The sequence below is a fragment of the Pseudomonas sp. GW821-FHT01E05 genome (genome assembly GCF_059422425.1).
In genome coordinates, this window is sequence record NZ_JBWKWW010000003.1 from 434673 (window position 1) to 454290 (window position 19618).

A 19618-nucleotide genomic window follows, 5' to 3' on the forward strand; every position below is an offset into this window, starting at 1 on the left:
AGGCGTTAAACAGTAAAGGCGTCTTGCAGCAGTTTTTCCTGCTGCTCAGCGTGCATCGATGCGTAACCACAAGCAGGTGCAGCAGAAGCATCACGGCCCGCGTACTCAAGTACGAGAGACTTGTTGTGATTGCCAACGATGCGACGCATGTGGTGTTGACTGCAGTACCAGGCACCCTGGTTCATCGGCTCTTCCTGACACCAAACGATGTGTTTGAGGTTGGTGTAAGGAGCCAGGACTTCGTTCAAGTCGTCCTCAGGGAATGGGTACAGCTGCTCGATACGCACGACGGCGATGTCGTCACGACCTTCGGCACGGCGTTTTTCCAGCAGGTCGTAGTAGACCTTGCCGCTACACAGAACAATGCGCTCGACCTTTTTCGGGTCTTGAACATCGATTTCCGGGATAACGGTCTGGAACGAACCTTCGGCCAGATCCTCCAGAGTCGAGATGGCCAGCTTGTGACGCAGCAGCGACTTCGGAGTCAGGACTACCAGTGGTTTACGCAGCGGGCGAATCACCTGACGGCGCAGCAAGTGGTAGATCTGAGCTGGCGTCGTCGGCAAGCACACCTGAATGTTGTGCTCGGCGCACAGCTGCAGGTAACGCTCCAGACGAGCCGAGGAGTGCTCCGGCCCCTGACCTTCATAACCGTGCGGCAGCAGCATGGTCAGACCGCATAGACGGCCCCACTTGTGCTCGCCACTGGTGATGAACTGGTCGATAACCACTTGGGCACCGTTGGCGAAGTCGCCGAACTGGGCTTCCCAGATAACCAGGGCATTTGGAGTGGTGGTCGAGTAACCGTACTCGAACGCCAGCACCGCTTCTTCGGACAGGAACGAGTCGTACAGGTCAAAACGTGGCTGACCTTCGTACAGGTTCTGCAGTGGAATGTAGCTGCCAGCGTCTTTCTGGTTGTGCAAGACAGCGTGACGGTGCGAGAACGTACCGCGCCCGATGTCCTGACCCGTCATGCGAATCGGGTGACCTTCGAACGCCAGGGTCGCGTACGCCATGGTTTCGGCGTAACCCCAGTTGATCGGCAGGCCGCCGGCTTGCATCTTCTGACGGTCTTCGTAGATCTTGGCAACCTGGCGCTGCACCACAAAGCCTTCCGGAATTTCCAGCAGCTTGGCGGACAGTTCCTGCAAGGTTTTCAGGTCGAAGCGAGTGTCGTGACGCGCGGTCCAGGCGTGGCCCAGGTACGGACGCCAGTCCACGAACAGCTCTTTGTTCGGCTCTTTGACCAGGCTTTTCACTACGTGCAGACCGTTGTCCAGCGCGTTGCGGTATTCGTCGATTTTCGCCTGAACACGCTCTGCGTCCAGCACACCGCTCTGGGTCAGACGATCGGCATACAGCTCACGGGTAGTGCGCTGCTTGGCGATCTGCTGATACATCAGAGGCTGGGTGCCGCTTGGCTCGTCGGCCTCGTTGTGGCCGCGACGACGGTAGCAGAACATGTCGATCACCACGTCGCGCTTGAACTGCATGCGGTAGTCGATGGCCAGCTGGGTCACGAACAATACGGCTTCCGGATCATCACCATTCACATGGAGGATCGGTGCCTGGATCATTTTCGCAACGTCGGTAGCGTACTCGGTGGAGCGGGCATCCAGCGGATTGCTGATGGTGAAACCGACCTGGTTGTTGATCACCAGATGGACCGTGCCGCCAGTCTTGAAGCCGCGGGTCTGCGACATCTGGAAGGTTTCCATGACCACGCCCTGACCTGCGATTGCAGCGTCACCGTGGATGGAAATCGGCAGAACCTTTTCACCGGTAGGGTCGTTACGACGATCCTGACGGGCACGAACCGAACCCTCGACCACCGGAGACACGATTTCCAGGTGGGACGGGTTGAACGCCATCGCCAGGTGAACTTCACCGCCGGTGGTCATGACGTTGGACGAGAAGCCCTGGTGATACTTAACGTCACCGGAACCCAGCTCGACCTTCTTCTTGCCTTCGAACTCGTCGAACAGCTCGCGCGGGTTCTTGCCGAAGGTGTTGACCAGCACGTTCAGACGACCACGGTGGGCCATGCCGATAACGATTTCCTTGGTGCCGTAGGAACCGGAACGCTGGATCAGCTCGTCGAGCAGAGGAATCAGGCTCTCGCCACCTTCCAGACCGAAACGCTTGGTGCCCGGGTATTTGGTGCCCAGGTATTTTTCCAGACCTTCGGCTGCAGTGACACGCTCAAGCAAGTGGCTCTTGATGTCGGCGGAATACGTTGGACGGCCACGCACGCTTTCCAGACGCTGCTGGAACCAGTGACGCTGCTCGGTATCGACGATGTGCGTAAACTCGGCGCCAATGGTGCGGCAATATGTCTGCTGCAACGCTTCGTGAATTTCGCGTAGGCTCGCTTCCTCTTTGCCGATGAACAGGTCGCCGGCACGGAAGGTCGTATCAAGATCGGCATTGGTCAAGCCGTAATGATTGATCGACAGGTCTGCAGGTGCAGGACGCTGCCACAGCCCCAGCGGGTCAAGCTGGGCTGCCTGGTGGCCACGCATACGGTAGGCCTGGATCAATCGCAGCACTTCAACTTGCTTCTTCTCGTGCTCACTGCTCACGCTTCCGGCGGAAACCGGTTGAGCGCGGCGCTGGTTCTTTGCCAGCAAGACGAAATGATCGCGGATTGTCGAGTGCGAAACATCGATGGCAGTGCTGCCGTCGGTAGGCAACTTCTGAAAGTAGGTGCGCCACTCTTCTGGCACAGCGTTAGGGTCGTGCAGGTAGAGCTCGTAGAGCTCTTCCACATAGGCAGCGTTACTACCGGATAGGTAGGCGCTGTTCCACATGCGCTGCATCACGCTTTCTTGCATGCTTGGTCACCCTCGGTTAGGGGAACACCACCGGCGAAGACACCGAGCAAACTTGAAAAAGTCCGAGTGCAGCGACCAAAACAAGCCACTTAGGATCACGCTGATAGTCCGGGTACCAGCCCGGATGCCCCTGCTTGTCTCATTTCTTCAAAATAAGAGCCACAGCTTTTTGAGCTGCCGCTCAGGTTAAAACTACGGCGCCGGTTGAAGCCTGCGCCGCAGCATTTACGGGTACAGCGGTCCTACGGTTACAACAACTGAATCAAATGCCGCTTTGCAGCAGCATGTTACGCACGTGTCCGATGGCCTTAGTCGGGTTCAGGCCTTTCGGACAAACGCTGACGCAGTTCATGATCCCGCGGCAGCGGAATACGCTGAACGGGTCATCCAGCGAAGCCAGACGCTCGGAAGTCCGGGTGTCACGGCTGTCTGCCAGGAAGCGATAAGCTTGCAGCAGCGCAGCTGGACCCAGGAACTTGTCCGGGTTCCACCAGAAGGACGGGCAAGAGGTCGAGCAGCAAGCGCACAGAATGCACTCGTACAGACCATCGAGCTTTTCACGCTCTTCTGGAGACTGCAGACGCTCGATGGCCGGAGCCGGCGTGTCGTTCTGCAGGAATGGCTTAACTTTTTCGTACTGCTTGTAGAAGATGCTCATATCGACGACCAGGTCACGGATAACCGGCAAACCTGGCAGCGGACGAACGATCAACTTGTTGCCTTTTACAACAGCAGACAGCGGCGTGACGCAGGCCAGACCGTTTTTGCCGTTGATGTTCATGCCGTCGGAGCCGCAGACACCTTCACGGCAAGAGCGACGATAGGAGAAACCTTCGTCCTGCTCTTTGATCAGGGCCAGCACGTCCAGCACCATCAGGTCTTTACCGTTGGTATTGACCTGGAATTCCTGCATGAACGGCGCGGCGTCCTGATCAGGGTTGTAACGATAAACACTGACATTCAACATATCGGCCACCCTTAATAAGTCCGAATCATTGGTTCAAAGGTCGGGACTGTTTTTGGCGAGAAGTTCACGGCACGCTTGGCAACGCGCTTCTCACCAGGGAAGTACAGGGTGTGGCACAGCCAGTTGACGTCGTCGCGATCTTCGAAGTCTTCACGGGCGTGAGCACCGCGGGACTCCTTACGGGTTTCTGCTGCAATCGCCGTAGCTTCGGCCACTTCAAGCAGGTTTTGCAGCTCGAGCGCTTCGATACGCGCAGTGTTGAACGCCTGGCTCTTGTCGTTGATCTTGACGTTGGCGATACGGCCACGCAGATCAGCCAGCTGAGCAATACCCTTCTGCATGTATTCACCGGTACGGAATACACCGAAGTAGTTCTGCATGCAGCTTTGCAGCTCTTTACGCAGGGTCGCGACATCTTCGCCTTCGGTACGCGAGTTCAGGCCATCGAGACGCGCCAGAGCAGCGTCGATGTCAGACTGGCGGGCGCGAGTGTAGTCAACGCCTTCTTTCAGGGTTTGTTCCAGGAAGAGACCGGCCGCACGACCGAACACCACCAGATCGAGTAGCGAGTTACCGCCCAGACGGTTCGCACCATGAACCGAAACGCACGCCACTTCACCGACCGCGAACAGGCCAGGGATGATGGTATCGACGCCGCTGGCGTCCTGAGTGATCGCCTGGCCATGAATGTTGGTGGCAACGCCGCCCATCATGTAGTGGCAGGTTGGAACCACTGGAACCGGAGCAACAACCGGATCAACGTGGGCGAACGTCTTGGACAGTTCGCAGATGCCTGGCAGACGGCTGTGCAGTACTTCTTCACCAAGGTGATCGAGTTTCAGCAGTACGTGGTCGCCGTCCGGACCACAACCGTTGCCGGCGATGATCTCTTTAACCATGGAGCGGGCTACAACGTCACGACCAGCAAGGTCTTTGGCGTTCGGAGCATAACGCTCCATGAAACGCTCACCGTGCTTGTTGATCAGGTAACCGCCTTCACCGCGGCAGCCTTCAGTAACCAGTACACCGGCGCCGGCGATGCCGGTTGGGTGGAACTGCCACATTTCGATGTCTTGTACCGGCACGCCAGCACGCAGAGCCATGCCGACGCCGTCACCGGTGTTGATCAGGGCGTTGGTGGTGGACGAATAGATACGACCGGCACCGCCAGTCGCCAATACGGTGGCGTTAGCGCGAATGTAGGAGGTTTCACCGGTTTCGATGCAGATCGCGATGATGCCGACGAAGGCGCCATCCTGGTTTTTCACCAGATCCACTGCATAGTATTCGTTGAGGAATACGGTACCCGCTTTCAGGTTTGCCTGATAAAGAGTGTGCAGCAGTGCGTGACCGGTACGGTCGGCAGCAGCACAGGTACGGGCAGCCTGACCGCCCTTGCCGAAGTCTTTCGACTGACCGCCGAACGGACGCTGATAGATGCGGCCCTGCTCGGTACGGGAGAACGGCAAGCCCATGTGCTCGAGCTCGAAGACCGCTTCCGGACCTACGGAACACATGTATTCGATAGCGTCCTGGTCACCGATGTAGTCGGAACCCTTGACGGTATCGTACATGTGCCAGCGCCAGTCATCGTTCGGATCGGCCGAAGCGATGGCGCAGGTAATGCCACCCTGAGCGGATACGGTGTGCGAACGAGTCGGGAAAACCTTGGTGATAACGGCAGTCTTGTGACCACCTTGTGCCAGCTGCAGCGCAGCGCGCATGCCAGCACCGCCGCCGCCAATGATAATGGCGTCGAACGAAAGCGTATTAACTGTGTTAGCCATGAATCAGATACCCCAAAGAATCTGCACGCCCCAGACGAAGTAAGCGAACATCGCAACGCCGCATACTGCCTGGAAGAGGAAACGTATTGCAGTCGCCGACTTGCCGAACGCCATTGGCGTCAGGTAATCGGTAGCGATGGTCCACATGCCAACCCAGGCATGAGCGCCCAGAGCGACCAGAGCCAGCAGACTGAAGATACGCATCCAGTTGTTTGCGAACAGTTCATGCCATTGGGCGTAGCCAAGGCCTGGGTGCGCAATGATGTATCCGATCAGGAAAATGAAGTAAGCCGCGAGAACGACCGCAGACACACGTTGTGCCATCCAGTCATAGAGGCCCGAACGCGAAAGGTTCGTGACATTAGTTACCATATCCAAACTCCTGCCAGAACGATTACCACCACGGAAACGGCGATAACGATTTTCGAGCCTCGTTGGCCGCCTTCCAGCGTCTCACCGATGCCCATATCCATGATCAAGTGGCGCACACCGGCTACCAGGTGATACAGCAAGGCGGACAGGATGCCCCAAATCACTAGCTTGGCTAGCGGACTGGTCAGACACGCTTTCACCTGACCGAAGCCTTCTTCTGAACTCAGCGACTTGTCCAATGCATAAAGCATGATGGCAAGGCTGACAAAGAGGATGACACCGGATATACGGTGAAGAATGGACGTGTAAGCAGTGACTGGGAGTTTGATGGTCCTTAGGTCTAGGTTTACAGGTCGTTGGCTATTCACGGCTTTTTTTCACACTGAAGAGCCCCTAACAATCAGGGCAAAGTTGTTGGGGAGTGCACTGGTCAGGTACCCACCACCCAGGGAGTGCGACCCCCATTAAAGCAGGCCCAAAAGCCCCTGGAGGTCGGAGGCCGAGTATAGACAGTTAGGTCACTAATGACAACGCAATCACCTTCCCCTAATAGCTCATTGCACAAGTGGAATAAAAGGCGTAAATGGCGGGGAATTTCGAGGAAAAAGTCCGGTTAAAGCCTTCTGGGGCAAGACTTTAGGCAAATTGACATTCAAATTTATCTCACTATAGTGGTGCGGGCCCTGCGTGGGGGGTCTGTCTGATGATTTCAAGCATAAATAGGAGGCCACATGGCTGACAAAAAAGCGCAGTTGATCATCGAGGGCGCAGCCCCCGTCGAGCTGCCCATTTTAACCGGCACCGTTGGTCCCGATGTTATCGATGTTCGGGGCCTGACGGCCACGGGCCGTTTCACCTTTGACCCAGGCTTCATGTCGACTGCCTCTTGCGAGTCGAAGATCACCTATATCGACGGCGACAACGGCATCCTGCTACACCGCGGCTACCCGATCGAACAGCTGGCCGAGAAGTCGGACTACCTGGAGACCTGCTATCTGCTGCTCAACGGCGAACTGCCGACCGCAGAGCAGAAGGCCCAGTTCGTCAGCACCGTGAAAAACCACACCATGGTCCACGAGCAGCTGAAGAGCTTCTTCAACGGCTTCCGTCGTGACGCCCACCCGATGGCCGTCATGTGCGGCGTAGTCGGCGCCCTCTCGGCCTTCTACCACGACTCCCTGGACATCAATAACCCGCAGCATCGCGAAATCTCCGCGATCCGCCTGGTTGCCAAGATGCCAACCATGGCAGCGATGGTTTACAAGTACTCCATGGGCCAGCCCATGATGTACCCGCGCAACGACCTGACGTACGCGGAAAACTTCCTGCACATGATGTTCAACACCCCGTGCGAGATCAAACCGATCAGCCCGGTACTCGCCAAGGCCATGGACCGGATCTTCATCCTCCATGCCGACCACGAGCAGAACGCATCGACTTCTACCGTACGCCTGGCGGGCTCTTCGGGTGCCAACCCGTTTGCCTGTATCGCCGCCGGTATCGCTGCACTCTGGGGCCCGGCTCACGGCGGCGCCAACGAAGCAGTGTTGAGCATGCTCGACGAAATTGGCGATGTATCGAACATCGACAAGTACATCGCCAAGGCCAAAGACAAGAACGATCCGTTCAAGTTGATGGGCTTCGGTCACCGGGTTTACAAAAACCGCGACCCACGCGCAACCGTGATGAAGCAGACCTGCGACGAAGTACTGAAAGAGCTGGGCATCACCAACGATCCACAACTCGAACTGGCCATGCGCCTGGAAGAGATCGCCCTGACCGATCCGTACTTCATCGAGCGCTCGCTGTACCCGAACGTCGACTTCTACTCGGGGATCATCCTCAAGGCGATCGGCATTCCAACCAGCATGTTCACCGTGATCTTCGCCCTGGCGCGGACCGTTGGCTGGATCTCCCACTGGAAAGAAATGCTCTCCAGCCCGTACAAGATCGGTCGCCCGCGCCAGCTGTACACCGGCTACGAGTCGCGTGACATCCCCAATCTGGAAGACCGCAAATAAGACCTGTCTTGCGATAACGTCCTGGATTCAGCGAGTACGGCCTCTTTAATAGAGGCCGTATTTGTTTGTGTGATGCCCTGCCCCGCCCTCCTGGCATTGCCGCGACCGCCCTACCGCTATCGCGAGCAACCCCACAGTAAATCGATATCCCCCCAACCAAACCACAGGCCGGCTGTCAGGTCGCCATCGCGAGCAAGCTCGGCTCCTACAGAAGTCTTATGCACAACCAACAAAAAATGCCCCGATCTCTCGACCGGGGCATTTCTATTTAACGCAGCTTATATATAGAAGCTCATACATGTCTGTACGTTAGTGCGACACCGCCCCACTCGCGCCCAAACCGGTCTGCGAGCGTACGAATTGCGGGAAGAACAGCGCCCGCTCATTGTCAGCCGCAGCGGACTTGTCAGTGATGGAGAAGAACCAGATCCCGACAAAGGCAATGGCCATCGAGAACAGCGCCGGGTACTCATACGGGAAGATCGCCTTCTCGTGCCCCATGATCTGCACCCAAATGGTTGGACCAAGGACCATCAGACCAACGGCACTGATCAGCCCCATCCAGCCACCGACCATCGCACCGCGAGTGGTCAGCTTCTTCCAGTACATGGAAAGCAGCAGCACCGGGAAGTTGCAGCTGGCAGCGATCGAGAACGCCAGACCCACCATGAACGCGATGTTCTGGCTTTCGAACAGAATACCCAGAACGATCGCCAACACGCCCAAGGCGATGGTGGTGATCTTCGAAACACGGATCTCATCCTTCTCGTTAGCCTTGCCCTTCTTGATCACACTGGCGTACAGGTCGTGAGACACCGCCGTGGCCCCGGCCAGGGTCAGACCGGCAACCACCGCCAGAATGGTGGCGAATGCCACCGCTGAAATGAAGCCGAGGAAGATACTGCCGCCCACCGCATTGGCCAGGTGCACCGCCGCCATGTTGTTGCCGCCCAACAGCGCCCCCGCAGCGTCCTTGAAGGCCGGGTTAGTGCTGACCAGCAGGATAGCGCCAAAGCCGATAATGAACGTCAGAATGTAGAAATAGCCGATGAAGCCTGTGGCGTACAACACACTTTTACGGGCTTCTTTAGCGTCACTCACGGTGAAGAAGCGCATCAGAATATGCGGCAGACCTGCAGTACCGAACATCAGCGCCAGACCGAGGGAGAATGCCGAAACCGGATCCTTCACCAGCCCGCCGGGACTCATGATCGCCTCACCTTTAGGGTGAACCTTGACCGCTTCGGAGAACAGCGTGTTGAAATCGAAGTTGACGTGCTTCATCACCATCAGTGCCATGAACGACGCACCGGACAACAACAGCACGGCCTTGATGATCTGCACCCAGGTGGTCGCCAGCATGCCGCCGAACAACACATAGAGGCACATCAGGATCCCCACCATAATCACTGCGACATGGTAATCGAGCCCGAACAGCAGCTGAATCAGCTTGCCGGCGCCGACCATTTGCGCAATCAGGTAGAACGCCACCACCACCAGCGAACCGCAGGCTGACAGGGTGCGAATCTGGGTTTGCCCAAGGCGGTAGGACGCCACGTCGGCAAAGGTGTATTTACCCAGGTTACGCAGACGCTCGGCGATCAGAAACAAAATGATCGGCCAGCCCACCAGGAAGCCGATCGAATAAATCAGACCATCGTAGCCAGAGGCGAACACCAGCGCGGAAATCCCCAGGAAGGACGCCGCCGACATGTAGTCACCGGCAATCGCCAGACCGTTCTGCAAACCGGTGATCTTGCCACCCGCCGCGTAGTAGTCGGCTGCCGACTTGCTGCGCTTGGATGCCCAATAAGTGATGCACAGCGTCGCACCGACGAAGACCACGAACATCAGGATCGCCGAAACGTTGAGCGGTTGTTTGTGTACTTCGCCGGTGAGCGCCTCGGCAGCCCAAACTGCCGGTGCGAAGGCTGCAATGCCTAAAGCTGCCAATAGACGCCGGATCATTGCTGAGCCTCCTTGAGAATCGCATTGTTCAGGTCGTCGAATTCGCCGTTGGCGCGTCGAACGTAGATTGCAGTGAGGACAAAGGCCGAAACAATCAGCCCGACACCAATCGGTATCCCCCAGGTAATCGATGACCCAGGGCTGATTTTCGCCCCCAGTAAATGCGGCCCGTAGGCAATCAAAAGGATGAAGCCCGAGTAAAGCCCAAGCATGATCGCCGAGAGAATCCAGGCGAACCGCTCTCTTTTGCTGACCAGCTCCTTGAAACGCGGGCTGTTTTGAATCGAGAGGTAAATGCTGTCGTTCATTGTTTTTATCCTCGCAGCACAGATTTAGTTAGAACGTATTCCACTCTATGCCGCTGCGGAACGGGTTCCAGACGACCTTAGTATTAGAACGATATTAGCGCTGCCGCCAATGACTCCCCCCCAAAACAAAAACAGGGGCCTCTTGCGAGCCCCTGTTTGAGCTGTATCCGTAGCAGTTGCCGAAGGCTACGTTCGGCTCGCTCCGCGCTCGGACGCAGGCTATGCCAGCTGCTACGGAGCCCGTCCTTATTTGCCGTTGGTCAAGGTGTTGTAGCTGGTCATCAGGTTGCGGTAGTCAGGGATGTGGTTGGAGAACAAGGTGGCCAGCCCTTCCACATCGTTGCGCCAGTCGCGGTGCAGCTCGCAGGCCAGGCCGAACCAGGTCATCAACTGTGCACCGGATGCCGACATGCGATCCCAGGCCGACTGCCGGGTGAGTTCATTGAAGGTGCCGGAAGCATCGGTAACCACAAACACCTCGAAGCCTTCAGCCAGTGCCGAAAGCGCCGGGAATGCCACGCAGACTTCGGTGACTACGCCGGCGATGATCAGTTGTTTTTTGCCGGTGGCCTTGATCGCCTTGACGAAGTCTTCATTGTCCCAGGCGTTGATTTGCCCTGGGCGGGCAATGTATGGCGCCTCCGGGAACAGCGCTTTCAATTCCGGCACCAGCGGACCGTTGGGGCCGGTCTCGAAACTGGTGGTGAGGATCGTCGGCAGCTTGAAGTACTTGGCCAGATCGGCCAGGGCCAGCACGTTGTTCTTGAACCGGTCCGGTTCGATATCGCGAACCAGCGACAGCAGGCCAGCCTGATGATCGACCAACAGAACGGCGGCGTTGTTTTTATCCAGACGTTTGTAAGAGGTAGTCATTGCAGTAGTCCTCGCTTCTTATCGATGCCGAATAGAAGTCGGCGTCGGGTACTCGGTTAGCGCTGGGAATCCAGCACTTCGTGTTCGTTTGCCACTTGCTGAGCCTTGAGGTAGCTTTCGATCAGCAATTGATAATGCGGCATGGCCTGGGCGTAGACGGCAGCCCACTGCTCGGCGTCGGGGCGGTTCCACGAACCTTGCAGCTCAGAAAGCGTTGCCATGATGTCGATCGGCACCACTCCAGCCTGAGACAAACGAGCAATTGTCAGATCAGTGGCAAGTTTGGAGTGGTTGCCCGAGGCATCAACCACTGCGAATACCTTGTAGCCTTCATGCACCGCGGCGATTGATGGAAAGGCCAGGCAGACGCTGGTCAGCGTGCCTGCGATCACCAGGGTTTTCTTGCCGGTGGCTTTCACTGCCGCGTGAAATTCCGGGTTGTCCCAGGCGTTGATTTCGCCTTTGCGGGCGACGTATTGAGCGTGCGGTGCCTCTTGGTGAATCTCCGGGATCAACGGCCCGTTCGGCCCTTGGGGCACCGAAGCTGTGGTGATCACCGGCATTTTCAACAAGGTCGCGGCTTTGGCCAGGGCGATGGCGTTGGCGCGCAGTTGCGGGACGTCTATATCCTTGACGATCTGGAACAGCCCGCTCTGGTGGTCGATCAACAGCAGCGCACTGTCGTTGGGGTCGATGGTCGGTTTCAGGCCATTGAAGTTGGCCGCATTGGTCATGTTCATGAGTGTTTCCTCTTTATTTTTGGCGACAGCCATCCCTGGCCAGTGAACCGACCTACGTGTCCTGTGTAGAGCGGAGTTGTGTATCAGCCGTGCATCTGGCCGAATTGGCCGGACTGGAAGTCGGCAAAGGCCTGATGGATTTGCGCCTCGGTGTTCATCACGAACGGTCCGTGGCCGACGATGGGTTCATCGATCGGCTCGCCACTGAGCAGCAGCACCACGGCATCGTGATTAGCCTCCAGGCTGATCTGATTACCGTTGCGTTCGAACAAGACCAACTGCCCTTCCCGAACCCGCTCCTGACCGTTGACCTGAACCGTGCCGCGCAGCACCACCAACGCCGTATTGCGACCTTCGTGCAGGTCCAGCGTCAGCGCTTTACCGGCATTCAAGCGAATGTCCCAGACATCGATCGGGGTGAAGGTCCGTGCCGGCCCTTTGTGACCGTCGAATTCACCGGCGATCAGCCTCAGGCTGCCGGCCTGGTCCTTGAGCGCCAGGTTCGGAATATCGCCATCGAGAATGGTCTGGTAGCCGGCGTCAGCCATCTTGTCCCGGGCAGGCAGGTTGACCCACAACTGGACCATTTCCAGAGTGCCGCCACTGCGGGCGAAATCTTCAGAATGGAATTCTTCATGCAGGATCCCCGAAGCTGCGGTCATCCACTGCACGTCGCCAGGACCGATCTTGCCGCCGCTGCCGGTGGAGTCACGGTGTTCCAGCTCGCCCTTGTAGACGATGGTCACGGTTTCGAAACCGCGATGCGGGTGTTGACCCACGCCCCGGCGCTGTGTGGTCGGCGCGAATTCAGCAGGGCCGGCGTGATCGAGCAGCAAGAACGGGCTGACGTGTTTGCCCAGGCTGTCATAGGAAAACAATGTGCGAACCGGGAAACCGTCGCCCACCCAATGCGCTCTTGGGCTGGTGTAGATACCGATGATTTTTTTCATGGTGTGCCTCCGAAAGTGGGTGAGTGAAACCATGGACACACCTTAAATCCGACACCTTTGCTACGCTAGACTGCAAAAATCACCCATAGCGTTCTATTTGGAGAACGATAGTGGAAGACCTGAACACCCTTTACTACTTCACTCAAGTCGTGGAACACGGTGGTTTCGCCGCTGCCGGGCGAGCCTTGTACATGCCCAAGTCAAAACTCAGCCGACGTATTTCGCAGCTGGAAGAACGCCTCGGCGTGCGGCTGATTCACCGCACCAGCCGGCACTGTTCGTTGACCGAGATCGGCCAGGAGTACTACCAGCGTTGCCTGGCCATGCGAGTGGAAGCTGAAAGTGCGGCGGAGGTCATCGAGCGCAACCGCTCCGAACCTCAAGGACTGGTGCGTATCAGTTGTCCGACGGCGCTGCTCAATTCATGGGTGGGGCCGATGCTGACCCGTTACATGCTCAAGTACCCGCGGGTGGAACTGTTTATCGAAAGCACCAACCGTCGAGTCGACTTGATCCACGAAGGGTTCGATATCGCCCTGCGGGTGCGATTTCCGCCACTGGAAAGCAGCGATCTGGTGATGAAAGTGTTGGGCAACAGCACTCAATGCCTGGTGGGTAGCCCGAGCTTTCTGACGCACCTGTCGTCCCCCTCCTCCCCCGCCGACCTCAGCGGCCTGCCGAGCCTGCATTGGGGGACGGCGCAGCGCGAATATCACTGGGAACTGTTCGGCCCGAATGCCGCCAGCGCCGTGATCGGCCATCATCCGCGGATGGTCACTGACGACCTCATTGCCCTGCGCCACGCGGTGCTGGCCGGCATCGGCATTGCCCACCTACCCAGCGTGGTGGTGCGCGAAGATCTCGCCGCTGGCAGGCTTATCCAGCTGGTGCCGGGCTGGACGCCAAAATCCGGCATCGTCCACGTCATATTCCCCTCGCGCCGTGGATTGCTGCCATCGGTGCGGACCTTGATCGATTTCCTCGGTGAAGAGTTCAGTCAGAGCGACATTGCCTGATTCCAAAGGCTCGGGGGTAAGGATCGGCTACCCGAACTCATTCGTGACTTGCGGTAAACATTGCTTTGCCATTTCGGCGGTTTTTCCATGCGATGCAGACCGGGATACTCGTGGCCATTCCCACTGCAACCATTGGAGTCATGCATGTCTATTCCCGCGTTCGGTCTCGGTACTTTTCGTCTACAGGGCCAGGTGGTCATCGATTCGGTGAGCAGCGCTCTTGAGTTGGGCTACCGGGTAATCGACACCGCGCAGATCTACGAGAACGAAGCTGAAGTCGGCCAGGCCATCGCTGCCAGCGGTATCCCTCGCGAAGAGCTGTTCATTACCAGCAAGATCTGGGTTGCCAACTTCGCCAAAGACACGCTGATCGAGAGTCTCAAGGAAAGCCTGCGCAAACTGCAGACCGACTACCTGGACCTGACCCTGATTCATTGGCCATCCCCTGAAGACCAGGTGCCGGTCGCCGAATTCATGGGTGCGCTACTGGAGGCCAGACAGCAAGGCCTGACCCGGCAGATCGGCATTTCCAACTTTACCGTCGACCTGATGAAACAAGCCATCGCCGCCGTCGGTGCGGAGAATATAGCCACCAACCAGATCGAACTTCATCCCTACCTGCAAAACCGCACAGTCGTCGGTTTTGCTCAAAGCCAGGGCATCCAGATCACGTCATACATGACCCTGGCCTACGGTGAAGTCCTGAAAGATCCATTGATTCAGCACATTGCCGATCGGCATCAGGCCACCCCAGCGCAAGTCACGCTCGCATGGGCCATGCAGTCCGGATACGCCGTGATTCCGTCCTCCACCAAGCGCGCCAATCTGCAAAGCAACCTGAAGGCCCGTACCTTGACCTTGAGTGCTGCCGACATGGAGCTGATCAGCACCCTTGAACGAGATTACCGCCTGACCAGCCCCAAAGGCATCGCGCCAATTTGGGATTGAGCCACTGACGCGCGTGCTGTGGTCAGTGCTGCGCCAGGAAGTGAGCCAGGCGCTCCATGGCGTGTTGCAAAGCCGCGACCGCGTGCGTCAGTGACGCGGCGTCGCGTTCGCCTATGGCCCTTTCCAGATGTTCGCAACACAGGATCAAGCGGTGCGCATTGACGACCCGAGCGCCGCCCTTGATCCGGTGTGCCAGATCCCTGAGGCCATCACGGTCGCGGTTGGCGTAAAAATCCCGCAGCCGGGCCAGGTCCTTTTCATTGCTGGAGGCCAGTTCACTCAGCAAATCGTTGATCAACATCCGGTCTGCACCGACCCATTGCTCCAGACTGCTCAGGTCAATTTCAGCAGATGTTTGCCCCGTGGCCTGTTCAAGCGGTATCGACGTCGCGCCTGAAGTCCTGGATGCCAGTCGAGCACTCAGGTCTTGCAGGCTGATGGGTTTGAACAGGCAGTCATCCATCCCCGCCTCCATACAACGAACCTTTTCCTCGCGCTGGGCATTAGCGGTAAAACCAAGGATCAAACAGGCTTCAAGACCGTTGGCCTTCTCTTCATCGCGAATGGCGCCGGTCAGTTCGTAGCCGTTCATGGCCGGCATATTGCAATCGGTGATGACCACATCGAATGGATGATTTCGCCACAGTTCAAGGCCCTGCTCACCGTCCTCGGCCTCCTGCGTACAATGACCCAGATAGCTCAACTGCCGGGCCAGCAACAGACGATTGGCCGGATAGTCGTCGACCACCAGAATATTCAGCGGCTCAGTGGGCAACTGCTCGACCGTGGCGGCTGGTGTCGGTTGAGCCAGCGCCTGCAAAGCCAGCACCTCCAGCGTGACCTCAATCTGCGTCCCTTCGCCCAGAACACTGCTCAGCTGCAATTGGCCACCCATCATTTCACATAGCGAACGGCTGATGACCAACCCCAGGCCCGATCCGCTACGCGCTGATTGGGCGGGGTTGTCAGCCTGAGTGAACGGGCTGAACAAGCGTTGCTGATCATGAAGGCTGATACCGATGCCGGTATCCTCGACCCGTATTCGAATGGCCAAATGCTCTTGGTGAGTTCCAGGTTCGACCTGCACGTTCAAGCGCACTTCACCCCGGTGGGTGAACTTGATGGCGTTGCTCAGTACATTGGAAATAATCTGTTTGAAGCGCAACGGGTCGATCAGCACTTCACGGTCACTCTTGAGGTCCAGATCCAGGACCAATCGCAGGTGCTTGTCCCGTGCCAGCCCTTCGAAGACTCTTGCTACAGACACAACCAGTGTGCGCAGATTGACCCGTTCCCGGGTCAACGAAAGATGCCCTGACTCAATCCGCGCGATGTCTAGAATGTCGCCGATCAAGTCCAGCAAATCACGCGCCGCGGCGGAAGCCACCTCAATCGAAGAACGGTCAGTGACGCCCTTCTCGGCACTTTTCATCGCCAGTTCGAGCATGCCGATCAGCGCGTTCATCGGCGTACGGATTTCATGACTCATGGTCGCCAGAAACGTGGTCTTGGCCCGATTGGCATCGTCCGCGACGTCCTTGGCTTCCTGCAGCTGAAGCAGCAGTTGCTGACGCTTGCGGATCAGGCTGCGCTGATAGGCAATCCAGCCCAACGCAAGCAACAGCAAGCCTGCAGCGAACGCAAACCCCTGAATGATCGCCGCACGATTGCGCAACCAGTAACTGTCTTGCACTGTTGCCTCATTGCGCCAACGATTGGTCAGCTCATCCATTTCTACCGGCGGGATGCTCAACAAGGCTTTATTCAGAATCGAATACAACTCGAGGGCGTCGTGGCTGGTGGCAAAGGTAACGCGCGCCGGTTCCGTGCCCACACTACTGGTGATATGCAAACGATCGCGGTATCGCCGGGAAATCATGTAACGCGCACTGATCAGTGAGCTCAGCGCGGCATCGGCCTGTCCATTGGCTACCATTTCCATTGCCTGAGCCTGGTTTTCCACATCAATGAAACGGATGCCGGGAGCCGCCGCACGCACAAATTCTCGCAGCCCGTTGCCTTGAACCAGCGCCAGGCTCTTGTCGACCATGTCGTCCAGCGTGCCGGGACTTGTGGGGTCCGTACTTGTGACTAACACAAACGGGTTGACCAGATACGGTCGTGTGAATAGCAAATCGGCCTCGCGCTCTGTGCTGGGCGTAATAACCGCCAGAAGATCGGCCGTGCCATCTTTGACTTTCTCGATTTGCTTGTTCAACGAGCTGCCTCGCAGCACGTCGAATTTCAGCCCGGTGCGCAGGCTGATCCTGGCCAGAACCTGAGCACTGAGCCCACGGAATTCACCTTTTTCATCAAAAAATGAAAGAGGTACGAAGTCATCGATGATCGCTACTTTCAGCCGCGGATTTTTTTCCAGCCAGCGTTGTTCGCTGGCGCTGAAGTGCAATCCTTGCTGGCCGGTCAGGCTCGTGCTGTCGGCGCTCCAGCGACGCAGGATGGCCATGCGCTCGTCGGTCGGAATCGCCGCCAGGGCCGCGTCGATAATACGCCGCAAGCGCTGGTTGTCGCGGCCCATGGCGAAGGCAAAAGGACTCATCTCCAGTTGGGAGAAGTCCGCCAGCTGGACATTGTTCAGGTAATTATTGTTGATCAGGTAATTGGCGCTGATGGAGTCACCGAGGTACACATCGGCCTGACCAAACGCCACGGCACCAATGGCACTCAGGGTCGAGGGGTAAAGTTGCAGGCTGGCATCAGGGTAGTAGGTGCGAACCACCCAGGGCGGCAGGTAGTGATTGAGCATGGCCAGGCGCTTGCCTGCCAGGTCGGCGGGCAAGTCACTGCTGTCGCCAGTGCGGGTGACCAGGGTCGGCAAGTCGTCGGCGTAAGCTCGGGACATGCTCAACTGCGGGTCGACTGCTTCAAAGCCGTTGGCCGTACCTAACAAGTCCAGCTCCCCGCGTTTCAGCGCGGCAATGACGGCCTCACGAGATTCATAGCGCTGCACTTCGATCTTGATGTGCAGCAACTGGGCGAGCAGATCCGCGTAGTCCGCGGTAATTCCTTCAAAGTCGTGGTTATTGAGGGTCAGGTCGAATGGCGCATAGTCCGGCGACGAGGCGCCGAGCTGCAATACGCCCTTCTCCTTTAGCCAGCGCCAGTCCGCCTCATCCAGCTCGACGCGGTAATCCTGAACCGTCGAGCGCCCCAGCAGATGCAAGGCTTGCATCTGGGCACTGGCGCCCGACGAAAGAAACAGCACCTCGAAATACACCAAGGCTACCAGCCCTTTGCGCAGGAGCGTCTTCATTCAGATCACATGATTACGCCTGGCCAAATCCCTCAAATGAACTGCCGACGTCACATTGAGTTTTTCGATCAAGCGGGTTTTGTACGTGCTGACGGTTTTGTGGCTCAAGAGCATCGACACGGCGATTTCCTTGTTACTTAAACCACGGGCGAGTGCTTGAAAAATCGTCAACTCACGGTCCGACAATTTTTCGATCAATTGCATTTCCGTGCACTGGAGATGGTCCGGGTTCACCGAGCTGGAAGGTAAACGAGGGAAGTAGGTATAACCGGACATCACTGCACCGATCGCTTTGCTCAACTCCTCCAGATCATTGGTTTTTGATATGTAGCCCAACGCGCCGCTTCTCATACAGCGGGCGGAATAGAAAACCGGCTCATGGGAGGTGTACACCAACATCCGGCATGGCGACTCCAGGTCCTTGAGCCGGTTCAAGACTTCCAGACCATCGAGTCCGGGCATGGCGATATCCAGCACGACGAGGTCCGGTTTATGTTCGCGGGCCATTTGCACGGCCTCAACGCCATTGCGGGCCTCCAGAATCGCCTGGAACTTTTCCTTCTGAAGCACCATCTTGACCGCGGCTCGAATGACCGGATGATCATCCACAACCAGTGCTTTACTCATGAAAACTCCTATAAAGCATCCCACCGTCAGGCATCTGCGGTTCAACCGCGAGGGACTGACAGGCTGCGCAGCGCCGCTGCGCCTGCGCTAATACTCTTGCACGCCGGGGTGAGCTCAACTACCTGTAAGAAATGACAGTTCAGACGAACGGTAACGTTCAAACCTGCACGTTCAGGTGCGAAATGACGGACGCCAGGTGGCTTGTTGCTAAAGATTGTAGGCGTCAACCTTGCCATTCGCCGATTCAAAACGAGCGATAACAAATCAGGGACTGACGTCCAAAACCATCGGGGAGCAACGTGAGAAGTGAAGGCTTGAACAGGCTCGCGCCCCTGAGCCTTTAACCCGCTTTGTTCTGATAAACATCGTGCAGCCATGGCAGCACAGGTACCTTGGCTTCATGGGGGTGGAGATCGACTATTTCCATCAATTGCCTGACCCACTCAAAGTCCGGCATTCGCGCCTGGATTACCTGCACCCTCCGAGGTTGGCCAACCTTGCTCGCAGTGATGTGTAGCTGCTGGCCATCGTAGACAATCCCACGATGTATCTGCTGATTGTCCCCACAGAACGTCAGCAAATCGAGGTCGACTCCGGCCGTCAATGATGCGCTGATCATCACCAGATCGAACGGCTCGCCAGCGTACTCCACCAGGGTTAACAGCTCTTCTACGCAATGCACCGGAGCGATGCGGAAATACCCCAGCTGATTCAAAATCCGCTCGATTTTCATTCGATGGAAATGCTGCTCATCGGCGATCAGGATTCGTAACGTTTTATTCAACATTTTGGCAACCATGACAAATGCGTTCCAGCCGACTTGCGTCAGCCAACTTCCGTGAGGGCAGCAGGCTATGCGAGACACGGCCAGTTTTATGTAGGACTTATCTCAAAGAAACCTGCCATTTCCCTACGGATACGCCTTTGTCCCAA

General features: G+C 57.2%; 16 protein-coding genes. 3 read left to right on the forward strand and 13 right to left on the reverse strand.

The window, feature by feature from the left end:
* Positions 1 to 5 precede the first annotated feature (5 nt).
* The 5 genes from AC07W5_RS08570 to sdhC form a co-directional block, all read right to left on the reverse strand.
* Positions 6 to 2837: a 2-oxoglutarate dehydrogenase E1 component gene (locus AC07W5_RS08570; RefSeq protein ID WP_494993919.1), complete on the reverse strand. Its 2832-nt coding sequence runs from the start codon at positions 2835 to 2837 to the stop codon at positions 6 to 8.
* A gap of 262 nt (positions 2838 to 3099) precedes the next feature.
* Complete coding sequence (locus AC07W5_RS08575; protein WP_494993920.1) at positions 3100 to 3804, reverse strand: succinate dehydrogenase iron-sulfur subunit; 705 nt, start codon at positions 3802 to 3804, stop codon at positions 3100 to 3102.
* 11 nt (positions 3805 to 3815) lie between these two features.
* Positions 3816 to 5591 (reverse strand): succinate dehydrogenase flavoprotein subunit, encoded by a 1776-nt coding sequence (gene sdhA, locus AC07W5_RS08580; protein ID WP_494993921.1) that lies wholly within the window; start codon positions 5589 to 5591, stop codon positions 3816 to 3818.
* 3 nt (positions 5592 to 5594) lie between these two features.
* Positions 5595 to 5963 carry a succinate dehydrogenase, hydrophobic membrane anchor protein gene (gene sdhD, locus AC07W5_RS08585; protein WP_494993922.1) on the reverse strand — a complete coding sequence of 123 codons (369 nt, stop codon included), beginning with the start codon at positions 5961 to 5963 and terminating at the stop codon, positions 5595 to 5597.
* Positions 5957 to 6331 carry a succinate dehydrogenase, cytochrome b556 subunit gene (gene sdhC, locus AC07W5_RS08590; protein WP_494993923.1) on the reverse strand — a complete coding sequence of 125 codons (375 nt, stop codon included), beginning with the start codon at positions 6329 to 6331 and terminating at the stop codon, positions 5957 to 5959. Before sdhC ends, sdhD begins: the two co-directional genes overlap by 7 nt.
* 363 nt (positions 6332 to 6694) lie before the next feature.
* Between sdhC and gltA the strand changes: the two genes are divergently transcribed.
* Positions 6695 to 7984 (forward strand): citrate synthase, encoded by a 1290-nt coding sequence (gene gltA / locus AC07W5_RS08595; protein WP_494993924.1) that lies wholly within the window; start codon positions 6695 to 6697, stop codon positions 7982 to 7984.
* A gap of 309 nt (positions 7985 to 8293) precedes the next feature.
* On the opposite strand, the gene AC07W5_RS08600 is transcribed toward gltA, so the two are convergent.
* The 5 genes from AC07W5_RS08600 to AC07W5_RS08620 all read right to left on the reverse strand — a co-directional run bounded on the left by AC07W5_RS08600 (position 8294) and on the right by AC07W5_RS08620 (position 12823).
* Entirely contained in the window at positions 8294 to 9952 is a 1659-nt protein-coding gene (locus AC07W5_RS08600; protein ID WP_494993925.1) for a cation acetate symporter, read from the reverse strand.
* Positions 9949 to 10260, reverse strand: a complete 312-nt coding sequence (locus tag AC07W5_RS08605) for a DUF485 domain-containing protein (protein ID WP_494993926.1) — start codon at positions 10258 to 10260, stop codon at positions 9949 to 9951. Before AC07W5_RS08605 ends, AC07W5_RS08600 begins: the two co-directional genes overlap by 4 nt.
* A gap of 246 nt (positions 10261 to 10506) precedes the next feature.
* Complete coding sequence (ycaC, locus tag AC07W5_RS08610) at positions 10507 to 11133, reverse strand: isochorismate family cysteine hydrolase YcaC (protein ID WP_494993927.1); 627 nt, start codon at positions 11131 to 11133, stop codon at positions 10507 to 10509.
* A gap of 56 nt (positions 11134 to 11189) precedes the next feature.
* A complete protein-coding gene (locus tag AC07W5_RS08615) occupies positions 11190 to 11873 on the reverse strand; it encodes an isochorismatase family protein (RefSeq protein ID WP_495010686.1) in 684 nt (227 codons plus the stop codon).
* 83 nt (positions 11874 to 11956) lie between these two features.
* Positions 11957 to 12823 (reverse strand): pirin family protein, encoded by an 867-nt coding sequence (locus AC07W5_RS08620; protein WP_495010687.1) that lies wholly within the window; start codon positions 12821 to 12823, stop codon positions 11957 to 11959.
* Positions 12824 to 12930: 107 nt separating this feature from the next.
* Here AC07W5_RS08620 and AC07W5_RS08625 point away from each other — a divergent pair, with 107 nt between their 5' ends.
* Both AC07W5_RS08625 and dkgB read left to right on the forward strand, forming a co-directional pair.
* The gene (locus AC07W5_RS08625) at positions 12931 to 13839 is read left to right on the forward strand and encodes a LysR substrate-binding domain-containing protein (protein WP_494994079.1); all 909 of its coding nucleotides are present in this window, start codon (positions 12931 to 12933) and stop codon (positions 13837 to 13839) included.
* 144 nt (positions 13840 to 13983) lie between these two features.
* Positions 13984 to 14787: a 2,5-didehydrogluconate reductase DkgB gene (gene dkgB / locus AC07W5_RS08630; protein ID WP_494993930.1), complete on the forward strand. Its 804-nt coding sequence runs from the start codon at positions 13984 to 13986 to the stop codon at positions 14785 to 14787.
* A 22-nt stretch (positions 14788 to 14809) separates the two neighbouring features.
* Here the strand turns inward: dkgB and AC07W5_RS08635 are convergent, their stop codons facing one another.
* The 3 genes from AC07W5_RS08635 to AC07W5_RS08645 form a co-directional block, all read right to left on the reverse strand.
* Positions 14810 to 18058: a transporter substrate-binding domain-containing protein gene (locus AC07W5_RS08635; protein WP_495023177.1), complete on the reverse strand. Its 3249-nt coding sequence runs from the start codon at positions 18056 to 18058 to the stop codon at positions 14810 to 14812.
* Positions 18059 to 18685 carry a response regulator gene (locus AC07W5_RS08640; RefSeq protein ID WP_495010688.1) on the reverse strand — a complete coding sequence of 209 codons (627 nt, stop codon included), beginning with the start codon at positions 18683 to 18685 and terminating at the stop codon, positions 18059 to 18061.
* Between the two features lie 340 nt (positions 18686 to 19025).
* A complete protein-coding gene (locus tag AC07W5_RS08645; protein WP_494993933.1) occupies positions 19026 to 19472 on the reverse strand; it encodes a response regulator in 447 nt (148 codons plus the stop codon).
* Between the last annotated feature and the right edge of the window lie 146 nt (positions 19473 to 19618).

Bases quoted from the DNA above. Each gene is read 5' to 3' on its own strand.
- AC07W5_RS08605 (WP_494993926.1), bottom strand. From the start codon at position 10,260: ATGAACGACAGCATTTACCTCTCGATTCAAAACAGCCCGCGTTTCAAG.
- gltA (WP_494993924.1), top strand. From the start codon at position 6,695: ATGGCTGACAAAAAAGCGCAGTTGATCATCGAGGGCGCAGCCCCCGTC.
- dkgB (WP_494993930.1), top strand. From the start codon at position 13,984: ATGTCTATTCCCGCGTTCGGTCTCGGTACTTTTCGTCTACAGGGCCAG.
- ycaC (WP_494993927.1), bottom strand. From the start codon at position 11,133: ATGACTACCTCTTACAAACGTCTGGATAAAAACAACGCCGCCGTTCTG.
- sdhA (WP_494993921.1), bottom strand. From the start codon at position 5,591: ATGGCTAACACAGTTAATACGCTTTCGTTCGACGCCATTATCATTGGC.
- AC07W5_RS08570 (WP_494993919.1), bottom strand. From the start codon at position 2,837: ATGCAAGAAAGCGTGATGCAGCGCATGTGGAACAGCGCCTACCTATCC.
- AC07W5_RS08575 (WP_494993920.1), bottom strand. From the start codon at position 3,804: ATGTTGAATGTCAGTGTTTATCGTTACAACCCTGATCAGGACGCCGCG.
- AC07W5_RS08615 (WP_495010686.1), bottom strand. From the start codon at position 11,873: ATGAACATGACCAATGCGGCCAACTTCAATGGCCTGAAACCGACCATC.
- sdhD (WP_494993922.1), bottom strand. From the start codon at position 5,963: ATGGTAACTAATGTCACGAACCTTTCGCGTTCGGGCCTCTATGACTGG.
- AC07W5_RS08645 (WP_494993933.1), bottom strand. From the start codon at position 19,472: ATGTTGAATAAAACGTTACGAATCCTGATCGCCGATGAGCAGCATTTC.
- AC07W5_RS08640 (WP_495010688.1), bottom strand. From the start codon at position 18,685: ATGAGTAAAGCACTGGTTGTGGATGATCATCCGGTCATTCGAGCCGCG.
- AC07W5_RS08620 (WP_495010687.1), bottom strand. From the start codon at position 12,823: ATGAAAAAAATCATCGGTATCTACACCAGCCCAAGAGCGCATTGGGTG.
- AC07W5_RS08635 (WP_495023177.1), bottom strand. From the start codon at position 18,058: ATGAAGACGCTCCTGCGCAAAGGGCTGGTAGCCTTGGTGTATTTCGAG.
- AC07W5_RS08600 (WP_494993925.1), bottom strand. From the start codon at position 9,952: ATGATCCGGCGTCTATTGGCAGCTTTAGGCATTGCAGCCTTCGCACCG.